Origin of the sequence: Streptomyces sp. CB01635, from assembly GCF_002803065.1 — a bacterium.
Taxonomy (GTDB): domain Bacteria; phylum Actinomycetota; class Actinomycetes; order Streptomycetales; family Streptomycetaceae; genus Streptomyces.
Genome location: NZ_NNBL01000037.1, coordinates 60396 through 74742 on the forward strand (window position 1 = coordinate 60396; position 14347 = coordinate 74742).

General features: G+C 69.7%; 14 protein-coding genes. 8 read left to right on the top strand and 6 right to left on the bottom strand.

The annotated features are described in order from the left end of the window. Positions 1 to 57: 57 nt before the first annotated feature. Both CG723_RS42060 and CG723_RS42065 read left to right on the top strand, forming a co-directional pair. Positions 58 to 945 (top strand): LLM class F420-dependent oxidoreductase, encoded by an 888-nt coding sequence (locus CG723_RS42060; RefSeq protein WP_100598835.1) that lies wholly within the window; start codon positions 58 to 60, stop codon positions 943 to 945. A 172-nt stretch (positions 946 to 1117) separates the two neighbouring features. Beyond that, positions 1118 to 1705 carry a dihydrofolate reductase family protein gene (locus CG723_RS42065; protein ID WP_100598836.1) on the top strand — a complete coding sequence of 196 codons (588 nt, stop codon included), beginning with the start codon at positions 1118 to 1120 and terminating at the stop codon, positions 1703 to 1705. 76 nt (positions 1706 to 1781) lie between these two features. On the opposite strand, the gene CG723_RS42070 is transcribed toward CG723_RS42065, so the two are convergent. Next, complete coding sequence (locus tag CG723_RS42070; RefSeq protein ID WP_100598837.1) at positions 1782 to 4004, bottom strand: NADP-dependent isocitrate dehydrogenase; 2223 nt, start codon at positions 4002 to 4004, stop codon at positions 1782 to 1784. Positions 4005 to 4210: 206 nt separating this feature from the next. Between CG723_RS42070 and CG723_RS42075 the strand changes: the two genes are divergently transcribed. From CG723_RS42075 to CG723_RS42090, 4 genes are all read left to right on the top strand, one after another. Continuing rightward, the gene (locus tag CG723_RS42075; protein WP_100598838.1) at positions 4211 to 4693 is read left to right on the top strand and encodes an Lrp/AsnC family transcriptional regulator; all 483 of its coding nucleotides are present in this window, start codon (positions 4211 to 4213) and stop codon (positions 4691 to 4693) included. Between the two features lie 25 nt (positions 4694 to 4718). Beyond that, positions 4719 to 5417, top strand: coding sequence for an HAD family hydrolase (locus CG723_RS42080; RefSeq protein ID WP_100598839.1), 699 nt, complete (start codon positions 4719 to 4721; stop codon positions 5415 to 5417). A 68-nt stretch (positions 5418 to 5485) separates the two neighbouring features. Further along, complete coding sequence (locus CG723_RS42085) at positions 5486 to 6109, top strand: helix-turn-helix transcriptional regulator (RefSeq protein WP_100598840.1); 624 nt, start codon at positions 5486 to 5488, stop codon at positions 6107 to 6109. A 100-nt stretch (positions 6110 to 6209) separates the two neighbouring features. Then, complete coding sequence (locus tag CG723_RS42090; RefSeq protein ID WP_199842101.1) at positions 6210 to 7187, top strand: threo-3-hydroxy-L-aspartate ammonia-lyase; 978 nt, start codon at positions 6210 to 6212, stop codon at positions 7185 to 7187. 76 nt (positions 7188 to 7263) lie between these two features. Here the strand turns inward: CG723_RS42090 and CG723_RS42095 are convergent, their stop codons facing one another. Then, on the bottom strand, positions 7264 to 7908 hold the full coding sequence (locus tag CG723_RS42095) for an FxLYD domain-containing protein (protein ID WP_100598841.1): 645 nt from the start codon (positions 7906 to 7908) through the stop codon (positions 7264 to 7266). Positions 7909 to 7944: 36 nt separating this feature from the next. Then, positions 7945 to 9036, bottom strand: coding sequence for a baeRF3 domain-containing protein (locus CG723_RS42100; protein ID WP_100598842.1), 1092 nt, complete (start codon positions 9034 to 9036; stop codon positions 7945 to 7947). A gap of 185 nt (positions 9037 to 9221) precedes the next feature. Here CG723_RS42100 and CG723_RS42105 point away from each other — a divergent pair, with 185 nt between their 5' ends. Next, the gene (locus tag CG723_RS42105; protein ID WP_100598843.1) at positions 9222 to 10682 is read left to right on the top strand and encodes a basic amino acid/polyamine antiporter; all 1461 of its coding nucleotides are present in this window, start codon (positions 9222 to 9224) and stop codon (positions 10680 to 10682) included. Positions 10683 to 10722: 40 nt separating this feature from the next. After that, positions 10723 to 11985, top strand: a complete 1263-nt coding sequence (locus CG723_RS42110; RefSeq protein WP_100598844.1) for an arginine deiminase — start codon at positions 10723 to 10725, stop codon at positions 11983 to 11985. A gap of 21 nt (positions 11986 to 12006) precedes the next feature. Here the strand turns inward: CG723_RS42110 and CG723_RS42115 are convergent, their stop codons facing one another. The 3 genes from CG723_RS42115 to CG723_RS42125 form a co-directional block, all read right to left on the bottom strand. Next, a complete protein-coding gene (locus tag CG723_RS42115; protein WP_100598845.1) occupies positions 12007 to 12870 on the bottom strand; it encodes a 3-hydroxybutyryl-CoA dehydrogenase in 864 nt (287 codons plus the stop codon). Positions 12871 to 12936: 66 nt separating this feature from the next. Further along, on the bottom strand, positions 12937 to 13308 hold the full coding sequence (locus CG723_RS42120) for a Zn-ribbon domain-containing OB-fold protein (RefSeq protein ID WP_234374819.1): 372 nt from the start codon (positions 13306 to 13308) through the stop codon (positions 12937 to 12939). 181 nt (positions 13309 to 13489) lie between these two features. Further along, complete coding sequence (locus CG723_RS42125; protein ID WP_100598846.1) at positions 13490 to 14158, bottom strand: TetR family transcriptional regulator; 669 nt, start codon at positions 14156 to 14158, stop codon at positions 13490 to 13492. Between the last annotated feature and the right edge of the window lie 189 nt (positions 14159 to 14347).

The following is a 14347-nucleotide window of genomic DNA, read 5'->3' on the forward strand; positions in this document are numbered from 1 at the left end:
CTACGAGGGTTGCGGCAGACGTCGGACATTGATCCACCTGGCAGCGGGAGACAGCTCATGAGCTTCAGCGACAGCAGCAGCACGCAGGCATCTGCGATCGGCAGGTACGGCCTGTGGAACACCGGGCTGCGCGACCCGGACCCTGCTCGGGCGACCGAACTCGCCGAAACGGCCGCGGAGTTGGAGCAGCTCGGCTACGGCGCGCTCTGGCTAGGCGGCAGCAGCGGCATCGAACACGCCGCCCCGCTGATCGAGGCCACCTCGAAGATCACCGTCGCGACCGGCATCCTCAGCATCTGGCAGCACGAGGCGCGGGAGACCGCCGACCGCTGGGCCGCCCTGGAGGCCGCCCACCCCGGCCGGTTCCTGCTCGGCCTCGGCGTGAGCCACGCGAAGCTCACCGCGCAGTACAAGCGTCCGTACGCCGCCATGGTCGACTACCTCGACGCGCTGGACACCGCGGGGATCCCGGCCGGCCGCCGCGTGTTGGCCGCGCTCGGCCCGCGCATGCTGGAGCTCTCCCGCGACCGTGCCGCCGGCGCCCACCCGTATCTCGTCACCCCGGAGCACACCGCGCAGGCCCGTGAGGCGCTCGGCCAGGGGCCGCTGCTCGCGCCGGAGTTCACCGTGGTACTGGAGGCCGACCCGGACCGCGCCCGGGCGACCGCCCGCGAGACGCTCGCGCTCTATCTGCAGCTGGCCAACTACACCAACAGCTGGCTGCGTCTCGGCTTCACCGAGGACGACTTCGCGAACGGCGGCAGCGACCGCCTCGTCGACGCCCTCTTCGGCTGGGGTGACGAGCAGCGGGTGCGCGAGCGGATCGACGCCTTCCTGGACGCGGGCGCGGACCACGTCGCCATCCAGGTGCTGGCTCCGGGCGAGGACCGGGCCGGCCTTCCCCGGGAGCAGTGGCGGCGGCTGGCGGCGACACTGGAGCTCTGAGTCCAGGGTCGTGAAATCCTCGCGCGAAACCCTGTGCCTCCCAGGTCCACCCCTGTCGCACGCCCAATGCGCCGCGCACCCGCATCCGCATCCGCATCCGCATCCGGGTGAGGGATGACCGACGGCAGTGCTCCACCCGGCCACAACCACCTTGAGAATTGAGTGAGTTGCGATGCGAGACATCATTCTGGGCATGTCGGTTTCCCTCGACGGTTACATCGAGGGACCGGACCGCGACATCAGCTGGCACCGGGTCGACGAGGAGCTGCACCGGTACTTCAACGCGGAGCTCGCCGGGATGAGCGCCTTCATCGACGGGCGGGTCACCCATGAGCTGATGGTGTCGGTCTGGCCGACCGTCGACGCCGACCCGGACTGCGGCGAGACGATGGCCGAGTTCGCCGGCATCTGGCGGAACATGCCCAAGATCGTGTTCTCCAGGACGCTGGAGAACACCGCGGAGAACACCGACTGGAACACGACGATCGTGCGGGACGTCGTCGTGGAGGACATCCTGGCGCTCAAGGCGCAGCCCGGCGGGGACATGTCACTCGGCGGGGCCGGTCTCGCTGCGAGGTTCATGGAGCTCGACCTGGTCGACGAGTTCCGCGTATACGTCCATCCGGTGCTGATCGGGGGCGGAAAGCCGCTGTTCCCGGCGGCGGGCCGCGCAGTCGCGCTCCGGCTCATGGAGACCCGGACGTTCGGGAACGGGGTCGTCATGCTGCGCTACCGGCGCGCGGCGGAGGCGGCCTCGTAAGTCACCCGTACCGCGGATACGGGACCGCCCCGGTCGGCTGAGCCGACCGGGGCGGAACACGTCAGACCGGGAGTGCTCAGGCGAGCGACGCGATGGCCTGGTTGAACGTGGCCGACGGGCGCATGATCGCCGCGGCCTTGGCGGCGTCGGGCTGGTAGTAGCCGCCGATGTCGGCCGGGTTGCCCTGGACCGCGATCAGCTCGTCGACGATCGTCTGCTCCTGCTCGCCGAGCGTCTTGGCGAGCGGCGCGAACGCCTCGGCGAGCTGGGCGTCGTCGGTCTGCTTGGCCAGCTCCTGCGCCCAGTACAGGGCGAGGTAGAAGTGGCTGCCGCGGTTGTCGATGCCGCCCAGCTTGCGGCTCGGCGACTTGTCCTCGTTGAGGAAGGTGCCGGTCGCGCGGTCGAGGGTCTCGCCCAGGACCTTGGCGCGGGCGTTGCCCGTGGTGGTCGCGAGGTGCTCGAAGGAGACGGCGAGGGCGAGGAACTCACCGAGGCTGTCCCAGCGCAGGTAGTTCTCCTTGACGAGCTGCTGGACGTGCTTCGGGGCGGAGCCGCCGGCGCCCGTCTCGAACAGACCGCCGCCGTTCATCAGCGGGACGACGGAGAGCATCTTCGCGCTCGTGCCCAGCTCGAGGATCGGGAAGAGGTCGGTCAGGTAGTCGCGCAGCACGTTGCCGGTGACCGAGATGGTGTCCTCGCCGCGGCGGATGCGCTCCAGGGAGAAGGCGGTCGCCTCGACCGGGGCCATGATCTCGATCTGCAGACCGTCCGTGTCGTGGCCGGCCAGGTACGTCTTGACCTTCTCGATGAGCGTCGCGTCGTGCGCGCGGCCCTCGTCGAGCCAGAACACGGCCGGGTTGCCGGTCGCGCGGGCGCGGGTGACGGCGAGCTTGACCCAGTCCTGGATCGGCAGGTCCTTGGTCTGGCAGGCGCGGAAGATGTCGCCCTCGGCGACCTCCTGCTCCAGGACCACGTTGCCCGCGGCGTCCACGAGGCGGACGGTGCCCGCGGCCTGGATCTCGAAGGTCTTGTCGTGGCTGCCGTACTCCTCGGCCTTCTGCGCCATGAGGCCGACGTTCGGCACCGAGCCCATGGTGGACGGGTCGAAGGCGCCGTTGGCACGGCAGTCGTCGAGGACGACCTGGTAGACACCGGAGTAGCTGCTGTCGGGCAGCACCGCGAGGGTGTCGGCCTCCTCGCCGTCCGGGCCCCACATGTGGCCGGAGGTGCGGATCATGGCCGGCATGGACGCGTCGACGATGACGTCGGACGGTACGTGCAGGTTGGTGATGCCCTTGTCCGAGTCGACCATGGCGAGGGCGGGGCCCTCGGCGATCTCGGCCTCGAAGGACGCCTTGATCTCGGCGCCCAGGTGGGGCACGGAGTCCAGGCCCTTGAGGATGCTGCCGAGGCCGTCGTTCGGGGACAGGCCGGCGGCGACGAGCGCCTCGCCGTACTTCGCGAACGTCTTCGGGAAGAAGGCGCGCACGACGTGGCCGAAGATGATCGGGTCGGAGACCTTCATCATCGTGGCCTTGAGGTGCACGGAGAACAGGACGTCATCGGCCTTGGCCTTGGCGATCTGCGCCGTGAGGAACTCGCGCAGCGCGGCGACGCGCAGCACGGAGGCGTCGACGACCTCGCCCGCGAGGACCGGGACGGACTCGCGCAGGACGGTGGTGGTGCCGTCGGCGGCCGCCAGCTCGATGCGCAGGGTGCCGGGCTCGGCGATCACCGCGGACTTCTCGGTGGAGCGGAAGTCGTTGACGCCCATGGTGGCGACGTTGGTCTTCGACTCCGGCGTCCACTTGCCCATGCGGTGGGGGTGCGCCTTGGCGTAGTTCTTGACCGACGCGGGGGCGCGGCGGTCGGAGTTGCCCTCACGCAGGACCGGGTTGACGGCGCTGCCCTTGACCTTGTCGTAACGGGCGCGGACGTCCTTGTCCTCGTCGGTCTGCGGGTCGTCCGGGTAGTCCGGCAGCGCATAGCCCTGACCCTGCAGCTCGGCGACGGCCGCCTTCAGCTGCGGGATGGAGGCCGAGATGTTCGGCAGCTTGATGATGTTCGCGCCGGGCGTCTTGGCCAGCTCGCCGAGCTCGGCGAGCGCGTCCTCGATGCGCTGGCCCTCCTCGAGGCGCTCCGGGAAGCTGGCGATGATCCGCCCGGCCAGCGAGATGTCGCGGCTCTCCACACTGACGCCGGCGGTCGAGGCGTAGGCCTCGACCACGGGCAGGAACGAATACGTCGCGAGGGCCGGGGCCTCGTCGGTGTGCGTATAGATGATGGTCGAGTCAGTCACCGGGTGCTCCGCTCCACGTCTGCAACATTGCTCGACATCAAGATATCTCGTGACCGACCCCCTCTCGACAGGACCCCGCACCGGATCCCGCACCGGATCCTGAGCTGCTCCCCGGGTGCGCTCCACTGGCCCGCGCAATCCCGGATCCATTGGACCATTGGTACAGTCATCCGGCGATCACCGCCCCGCGAAGGAGGCCGCAGCCCATGGCCGTGGACGAGTTGGACACCCGCATCCTGCGTCTCCTCCTGGAGCGGCCGCGTACGAGCGTGCGTGAGTACGCCCGCATTCTCGGCGTGGCCCGCGGCACGCTCCAGGCGCGGCTCGACCGGCTGGAGCGCGACGGTGTGATCACCGGCACCGGCCCGGCCCTCTCCCCCACGGCCCTCGGCCACCCGGTCCTCGCGTTCGTCCACATCGAGGTCACGCAGGGCCATCTCGAAGACGTGGGCGACGCGCTCGCCGGCGTGCCGGAGATCATCGAGGCCTTCTCGATCACCGGCGGAGGAGACCTCCTGACCCGCGTCGCGGCTCGCGACAACGGCCATCTGGAGGACATCATCCAGCAGCTCAACCGGCTGCCCGGCGTGGTCCGCACCCGTACCGAGGTCGCACTGCGCGAGCGCGTGCCGCACCGGATCCTGCCGCTCGTCGAGGCGATCGGCCGGGCCGCCGCCGAGCGCCGGTGACCGCGGCCTTGGCATCCTGGAGCGCATGAGCACCCTGGGCAGCACCGCGGTCGTCCTCGACCTCGACGGAACCCTCGTGGACAGCGAGCCGAACTACTTCGAGGCGAGCCGGCGCACCCTCGCCGAACACGGCGTCCCGGACTTCACCTGGCAGGAACACGAGTCCTACGTCGGCATCAGCGCCCAGGAGACCATCGAGAGCCTGCGCCAGAAGTACGGGATCCAGGCCCCGGTCGACGCGCTGCTCACGGAGATGAGCACCCGCTACCTCGCGCTCGCCCGCGCCAGGACACCCGTATATCCGCAGATGCGGAAGTTGGTGGAGCGGCTGCACGAGGCGGGGGTGCCGATGGCCGTCGCGTCCGGATCGCCGCTCGATGCCATCGACGCGGTCCTGTCGGGCACGGGCCTGGACGCACAGCTCAGGATCTACGTCTCCGCGGACGAGGTCGCCCACGGCAAGCCCGCGCCCGACGTGTTCCTGGAGGCCGCGCACAGGCTCGGCGTGATGCCCGCGCACTGCACAGTGATGGAGGACGCGGTTCCGGGAGCGGCGGCCGCGTATGCCGCCGGGATGCGCTGCATCGCGATCCCGTACGTGGCCGCGCAGGCCGACGATCCCGCGTTCGCCACTGCGGGGCTGCTGTTCCGGGGCGGGCAGCGGGAGTTCACGGCGGAGGCCGCGTACGACTGGCTGGCGAGGACGGCGACTGCGGGCATGTGACGCCCGTGCGACGTGGGCAGCACCCGGGGTCTCTGGACGAACAGTCCAGATCTTTATAAACTGTCAGCATGTCCGAACCCGGTCACACCCATCTCATGGAGCAGCTCCAGCAGGTCGCCAAGGGGCTCGCGGCCACGTTCGCACCGTTCTGCGAGGTCGTCGTGCACGATCTCGACGACCCGGACCACGCGATCGTCGCCATCGAGAACAACCTGTCGGGCCGTTCCGTGGGCGACCCCGCCACCGAACTCGGGCTCGCGCGTCTGGCCGACGACGCGTACCCGCAGGTCGTGGCGAACTATCCGAACCGGTTCGCGGACGGCCGCCGGGTCAAGAGCACATCGATCGGCATCAAGGACGAGCGGGGCCACTACGCCGGCGCGCTCTGCCTGAACATCGACATGACCGTCTTCGACGGCATCGGCACCGTGCTCGACCACTTCGGCCGCTCCGACGGCGCCGCCGGCCCCGCCGAGTCCCTCGACCCGGCGAACGGCGACGCCATCCGCGCCCGCATCGACGCGTTCGCCGCCGACCGCGCGACCACTCCGCGCGCCCTGCGGACGACTCAACGCCGGGAACTGGTACGGGAGTTGAAGGCCCAGGGCTTCATGGAAGTACGCCGGTCGGCAGAAATCGTCGCCGACCACCTGGGTGTGTCGAGGGCGACGGTGTACGCGGACGCCAAATAGGCGGATGCCGTATGCCCGGACGCCCGGATGTCCGGACACGCGGATGTCCGGATGTCCCCGGATGCCACATGATCAGCTGCCGATTGAGAGGAAGCCCCCCATGGCCGACCTGACGCCGTCCGACCTGCCGACCTACGAAGACGTCGTGCGCGCGCACGAGCGCGTCGCCCCGCACGCCCACCGCACCCCCGTGCTCACCTCGCGCCTCACCGACGCCGAACTCGGCGCCTCGCTCCACTTCAAGTGCGAGAACTTCCAGCGCATGGGCGCCTTCAAGTTCCGCGGCGCGTTCAACGCGCTGTCCAAGTTCTCGCCGGAGCAGCGCCGCGCCGGCGTCGTCGCCTACTCGTCCGGCAACCACGCACAGGCCGTGGCCCTGTCCGCCGCCATCCTGGAAATGCCCGCGACCATCGTCATGCCGCACGACGCCCCCGCGGCCAAGCTGGCCGCCACCAAGGGGTACGGCGCGGAGGTCGTGATGTACGACCGCTACACGGAGAACGTCGAGGAGATCGGGCACCGGGTCGCCGCCGAGCGGGGTCTGACGCTGATCCCGCCGTACGACCACCCGGACGTGATGGCGGGTCAGGGCACCGCGGCCAAGGAACTGTTCGAGGAGGTCGGTGAACTCGACGCGCTGTTCGTGCCGCTGGGCGGCGGCGGGCTGCTCTCCGGGTCGATCCTCGCCGCCCGCGCCCTGTCCCCGGGCTGCGCCGTCTACGGCGTCGAGCCCGAGGCGGGCGACGACGGCAGGCAGTCGCTGCGCGAGGGCCGCATCATCGACATCGACACCCCGCAGACCATCGCGGACGGCGCGCAGACGCGGCACCTGGGCAAGCACACCTTCGCCGTCATCAAGGACGGCGTGGACGACATCCTCACCGCCACGGACGACCAACTGGTCGAGTGCATGCGGATCTTCCACACCCGGATGAAGACCGTCGTCGAACCGACGGGCTGCCTCGGCTTCGCCGCCGCGCGCGCCCTGGCCGGGCAGCTGCGCGGCCGCCGCGTCGGTGTGATCGTCAGCGGCGGCAACGTCGACATCGCACGCTTCACCGAGCTGCTCCGGCCCTGAGACGCTTCTCGGTTGCGCTGCGCACTCAGCAGCACTGCGCCCTCAGTAGCGCTGCGCACTCAGCAACACTGCGCTCTCAGTACCGCTGCGCCTTGGCGATCTTCGCGGTCAGCTTCATCTCCGGGGGCTTGCGGCTGATGGCCAGGGGCTGGGCCCGCTCGCCAGGGTCGAGGTTCTCCGCGCCGACGTACCGGGTCTCGACGACCTTGCCGTCGGCGTCCTTGAAGTCGACCTGCACGGCGTAGGAAGCCTTCTTGTCGGTGCGGTTGGTGATGTTGACGACGACGGCGAACACGCCGCCCGTCTGGGACCGCGGCTTCCCGGTGAGGGCGACATCGGCCATGGCGTTGCCCTGGCCCTTGACCTTCAGGAGTTCGCTGGCGGCCGCGGCGTTGGCCCGTTCCACCTCGGCCGACACGGACGCCTCGAACTCGGAGGCCCTGGCCGACGCGGAGCTCGCCGCCGCCGAGGCCTCCGCCTTCGCGGAGGCGACGGCAGACTCGGCGGCCGACGCCATCGCGGAGGGCGGGGTGCCCGAGAAGGAAGCCGTATTGGGAGGTGTAGGGCGCGGGCTGACGCTCGACGAACTGCCGTTACCGCTGTCCGTGCTGCACGACACGAGGGCCGCGGCGCTTGTCGTGGCAGCGAGCACGGCCAGGACGGCCGTCATGGACCGCCGCCGACGCGACGCTGGCTTCTTCCCGGAGGGACCGGCACTCATTCAGACGTCTCCTTGCATCTATCCGAAAGCTCTGGCTCAGTAGCGCATGATTCCGACGATTCCCGACTCGTCCGGGAGGGTTCCGTCAGGGACGAAGCGCACCTCGGCGCCCGTCTCCAGGGCCCGTTCGACGATCTCGTCGACGATGTCGTCGTGGGCGTCCAGGTCGCCGGGCTCGGCCGGGACCAGGTGGTCTCCGGCCTGCCGGACGGTGGTGCGGAAATGCTCTTCGACGACCAGTGCACGGACCCGCCCGGCGGCGACGTGCTCCCACACCTCGTCCACGCCCGCGGCGTACTCCTTCCAGCCCCGGGCGCGCTCGATGTCCGCCATGGTGGCGGCCACCCTCTGCTGCTCCTGAGCGGTGACGGCGGGCCGCACCGCCTCCCGCACCGCCTCCGCATCGGCGTTCGCGAGTCCGCCGTGGGCCACGGGGACGGCGTGCTCGGTGGCCGTTCCGACCTCGTTCAGCAGGGTGACGGCCTCCTGCTCACCGGCCACGTACAGCCGCGCGGTGGGAGCGAGGGCTTCGTCGAGCGCCGTGTCGACCTGCCGGAGGAACTGGCGGGTCTGCTCGTCGCGGTAGGTGCTCGGCAGGTCCCCGACGCGCTGCTTGCGCTCGGCGTCAGGGTCGCCGAGGCTCCGGGTCAGCGGGAATCCTGCCGTGTGCTGCTCCACGAGGCGCCGCGCGTCGCCCTTCCACAGAGCGGCACGGTCCGCCGAGACGGCGAGGACCCAGTAGGGCTGTTCGGCGCTGTACGCGGCGACGAGATTGCGGGTCAGATACGTGTCGGCGAGCACGACCCGTTCGGGGACGGTGCGCGGCAGCGACCACACGTGGTGCTCGCCCGGCGAGGCGAAGATCGCCAGACCGTCCTCGGCGTGGTCGAGGTCGATCTCCGCGAGCGCCAGATCCAGCTGCTCGACGATGTCCTGGCGGCGCTCAGGGCTCACCGCGGGATCGGCCTTCAGCTCCTTGGCGGCCTCGGCCAGGAGATTGCGCAGCCGGATGGGGTCCTGCGCGTTGTCCGGCTTCCGCCGGTGCGTGGGCACGAGGACCGACACCGCCGGATAGTGCCGGGGCCGGCGCAGCGACGCCAGCACGGCGGGGGTCAGTTCGGGCTGCATGGGAGCGCCTTTCCAAAGGCGTGAGGCTTCACAAGGCTTCCTCGATGCACGATATGCCCGAATTTCCGGTTCGGCGCGCGGCGCTACTCCCCTTGCCGCCCCCAACCCTCCAATGGGACATGCCAGACATTTTGCGAATATGGTCGTCCTCTGCCGGTTCCAACGCCCCACGGCCAGAGGAAGACATGACGCAGGCAGAAGGCACCCTTTCCGCCGACCAGCCCGAGCAGTCGCCCACAGCCAAGCTGACCCTCCTCACGCTGACGACGATGGTCGTCGGATCCATGGTCGGCGCCGGCGTCTTCTCCCTGCCGAGCCGCTTCGCGCAGGAGACCGGCGTGGCCGGCGCGCTGATCGCGTGGGCCATCGCCGGCACCGGCATGCTGATGCTCGCCTTCGTCTTCCAGACGCTCGCCGTCCGCAGACCCGATCTGGACGCCGGCGTGTACGCGTACGCCAAGGCCGGGTTCGGCGAATATCTGGGCTTCTTCTCGGCCTTCGGCTACTGGGCCAGCGCGTGCGTCGGCAATGTGACGTACTGGGTGCTGATCATGTCGACCATCGGCGCGATCGCCCCGGCCCTCGGCGACGGTGACACCGCCCTCGCGATCATCCTGTCCTCGGCAGGGCTGTGGGCGTTCTTCTTCCTGATCCGGCGGGGCGTCAAGGAAGCGGCCACGATCAACCGCGTCGTCACCGTCGCGAAGGTCGTGCCGATCCTCGTCTTCGTCGTACTGGCCCTGTTCTGCCTCAAGCCGCACGTCTTCGCGGAGAACTTCGGCGGCGCCGACTATGCGGGCTCACTGTTCTCCCAGGTCAGAGGGACGATGCTGGCCACGGTCTTCGTGTTCCTCGGCGTCGAGGGCGCGAGCGTCTACTCCCGCCACGCCAAACGCCGCGAGGACGTCGGCCGCGCGACCGTCCTGGGTTTCCTGAGCGTCTTCGCCGTCTTCGCCTCCGTCACGATCGTGTCGTACGGCATCCTGCCGATGAGCGAGATCGCCGAGCTGCGCCAGCCGTCCATGGCGGGCGTTCTCGAGGAGGCGGTCGGCACCTGGGGCAAGGTGTTCGTCAGCGTCGGCCTGATCATCTCCGTGCTCGGCGCCTATCTCGCGTGGACGCTGATGTCGGCCGAGGTCCTCCTCGTCGCCGCCAGGGACAAGGACATGCCGCGGTTCCTGGCCCGTACGAACCACGCCGACGTGCCCGTGCCCGCACTTGTGATGACCACGGCCCTCTCCCAGGTCGTCCTGGTCATCACCTCGTTCTCGGACGACGCGTTCAACTTCGCGCTCGATCTGACCAGCGCCCTGTCGCTGATCCCGTTCCTGCTGGCGGCCGCGTTCGCCGTGAAGATCGCGCTACGGCCGGACGAACTGACCGTCGGGGCCCGCGACTCGCGCGGCGAACTCGTCGTGGCGGTCATCGCGACCGTCTACACGGCGTTCCTTCTCTACGCGGCCGGGGTGAAGTTCGTCCTGGTATCCCTCATCATCTACGCGCCCGCCACCGTCCTCTTCGTGATGGCCCGCCGCGAACAGGGCAGACGCCTGTTCTCCCCCACCGAACTAGTCATCCTCGCGGTGTCCGTGGCCGGAGCGGTCCTCGGCGTCATCGCCCTGGCGGCCGGCTGGATCAGCCTCTGACCGGCCCGCCCGTCGCACCGACTCCCTGGAAAGGCACATCGTGACCAGCAACGACACCACGGCCGAGCCGGCGCTCGGCGTCTACTCCGAGGTCGGCACGCTGCGCAAGGTCCTGGTCTGCGCGCCCGGCCTCGCCCACCGCAGGCTCACCCCGACCAACTCCGACGACCTCCTCTTCGACGACGTGATGTGGGTGGAGAACGCCCAGCGCGACCACGCCGACTTCGTCAACAAGCTGCGCGGGCGCGGCGTCGACGTCGTAGAACTGCACGAACTCCTCGCCGAGACCATGCTGATCCCCGAGGCGAAGGCCTGGCTCCTGGACCGCAAGATCGTCGCGAACGAGGTCGGTCTCGGCCTCATGGACGACACCCGGGCCTTCCTCGACGAGCTCAGCCCGCACCGTCTCACCGAGTATCTGGTCGGCGGGCTTGCCACCACCGACCTGCCGGACGAGTTCCGCTCCGACTACGTCGCCCTGGTCCGCGAGTCGACGGGCGTACGCGAGTACCTCATGCCGCCCCTGCCCAACACCCTCTACACCCGCGACACGACGTGCTGGCTGTACGAGGGCGTCACCCTCAACCCGCTGTACTGGCCCGCACGCCACGACGAGACCCTGCTGATGAAGGCGATCTATGCGTTCCACCCCGACTTCATGGGCTCCACCGTGTGGTGGGGAGACCCCGAACGGGACTGGGGCCAGGCCACGTTCGAGGGCGGCGACATCATGCCCGTGGGCAACGGGGTCGTCCTGATGGGCATGAGCGAGCGCACCTCACGGCAGGCGATCACTCAGGTGGCGGCCGAACTCTTCAGGAACGGCGCTGCGGAGCAGGTCATCGTCGCCGGTATGCCGAAGCTGCGCTCCGCCATGCACCTGGACACCGTCTTCACCTTCGCCGACCGCGACATCGTCACGCTCTACCCGGCCATCATGGACGCCGTCCACACCTTCACGCTGCGCCCCGGCAGCGATCCGTCCGGCCTCCACATCGCCGACGAGGGCTCGCGCCCGTTCGTCGATGTCGTGGCGAAGGCGCTCGGCCTCGGCGCACTGCGCGTGATCGAGACCGGCGGCGACGTCTACGCCTCCGAGCGCCAGCAGTGGGACAGCGGCAACAACGCCGTCGCGGTCGAGCCGGGCGTCGTCGTCACCTACGACCGCAACACCCAGACGAACACCCTGCTGCGCAGAGCGGGCGTCGAGGTCATCACCATCGTCGGCGCGGAACTCGGCCGCGGCCGAGGCGGCGGACACTGCATGACGTGCCCGCTGATCCGGGACCCCGTCGACTTCTGACCGGCGCCGAGTGCGCCCGGCTCAGCTGTCGTACGCGTAGAAGCCGCGCCCCGACTTCCGGCCGAGCGCGCCCGCGGCGACCATGCGGCGCAGCAGCGGCGGGGGCGCGTACAGCGGCTCCTTGAACTCGTCGTACATCGACTCCGCGATGGACTGTGCCGTGTCGAGGCCGATGAGGTCGAGGAGGCGCAGCGGGCCCATGGGATGCGCGCAGCCGAGCACCATGCCGTTGTCGATGTCCTCGGCGGACGCGGCCCCCGACTCCAGCATCCTGACGGCGGAGACGAGGTACGGGATCAGCAGGGCGTTGACGACGAAGCCCGCCCGGTCCTGGGCGTGGACGACGGTCTTGCCGAGCCGCCGCTCGGCGAAGTCCGTCACCGCGTCGGTGACGCTCTGCGCGGTGAGCTGCGTCGGGATGACCTCGACGAGGCGCTGTACGGGTACGGGGTTGAAGAAGTGGACTCCGACGACCTGCTGGGGGCGCGAGGTGACCGCGGCGAGGTCGATGATCGGGATGGAGGAGGTGTTCGAGGCGATGATCGCGTCCCCGCCCCCGAGCACCCGGTCGAGCTCCTTGAACACGGCGGTCTTCACATCGGGCTGCTCGGCGACGGCCTCGACGACCAGGTCACGGTCGGCGAACTCGTCGAGATCGGTGGTGAACTCCAACCTGGCGAGGGCGGCTTCGCGCTCGTCCGCGCTCAACTTGCCGCTGCGCAGGCCGCGGTCGAGGGACGCGCTGATACGGGACCGGCCCGCCGCAAGCGCCTCTTCGCCGCGCTCGGCGACCAGGATGTCGAGACCGGCGCGGGCGCAGACCTCCGCGATGCCCGATCCCATCAGGCCGCAGCCCACCACGCCCACTCTGCCGAACTCACGCATCGAACATCGTCCTCTCTTACGGCCGCCCGCGGTTGCCGGGCCACCCGTTGTCGCAATACGGCAGAGTCACTGCCAGTCGGTGCGTCCGCCCGTGTCGCACAGCTCGAAGACCACTTCCCCGGCGTCGGGGTCGCTGCCGGCCACGGGGCGCACCCGGGCGCCGATCCACACCAGGTTCGGTGCCGCGCCGACGACGCGGCACCGGAACACGAAGCCTTCGGGGAAGCGGACGAGGGACTCGTTTCGCGCCGTCCCCGTGTACCGGTTCACGACGCTGGACTGCACGACGACGCCAAGACCGTCGCTGTGCTCGGCCTGCAGATCGCTCGACGCGCACACCGGACACAGCAGCCGCCGGAACGAGGCGGTGCCGCACCATCGGCAGCGCTGGATCGTCAGGCCGGTCCCGTCGGGGCCGGTCGGCGCGGCGTGGGACACGTCGTGCCCGATCGGCGCGGTGTGGGTTGCTGTTGCTGTCTCGGACACGGCTCGGCCCCCTGCGCTCGGCTCTGATGCGCCGCACCATCGCGTCGGCGCCTCCGCACCGTATGGCACTGAGTTCCGCACTGTAAAGGTACTGAGTGCCAAATCAAGTCAGATGCGTCCCCGGATCGAGCCCTCAGCCCTGCCCCAAGGCCGATTCGATCCGCTGCACGACCTGCCACATCGGAGCACCCTTCGGGGCCACCATCACGACGACTTCGTCCTCGGCGGCGGGCAGGGCCGCACTCCGATCCGCGCCACTCCACACACCGCGCACCATCCCCAGAGCGTGGTCCACGGCCGCGTACGGGTCTCCCTCACCACCCGAACGGAGCCAGGTTCGGAGCCCGTTGTTGTGGGCGGCGACGACGGACGCGGCGATCACCTCGGCCCGCAGCGCGCCGTCCCGCTCCCCCTCGAAACGCTCCCGCAGATAGCCCGCCAGGGTGCGCTCGTAGCGCCGTACCACCGACAGCTCGTACGTCCGCAGCCCCGGCACCTCACGCGTGAGGCGATAACGCTGCACGGAGAACTCGGGGTTGGCCGCGTACATGCGCAGCACGAGGCGCGCCGCGTCGGAGACGGTGCCCACCGGGTCGCTGCCGTCGGCCTCTTCGAGGAACGCCGTCATGTCGGCGAGGCAGCGCTCGTGATCCGGGAAGACCGCGTCCTCCTTGGACGGGAAGTACCGGAAGAACGACCTGCGCCCGACACCCGCACGGGCGACGATGTCGTCGACCGTGGTCTGCTCGAAACCCCGGTCGAGAAAGAGCTGGAACGCCGCCTCGGCGAGCACCTCGCGCATCGGCGCTTTCTTGGCCGGTCTGGTCGCCTCAGTCATGCCGGGAACGTAACACCGAAGCGGCCCATTTGGCACCACGTACCTTGCCAGAGGGTACTGAGTGCCATAGTGTCGCTTTCAGGAACTACAGGGTAGGAGAGCCGGCGTGAGCTTGAGGATCGTTGTCACCGTGAAGTATGTGCCGGATGCGAC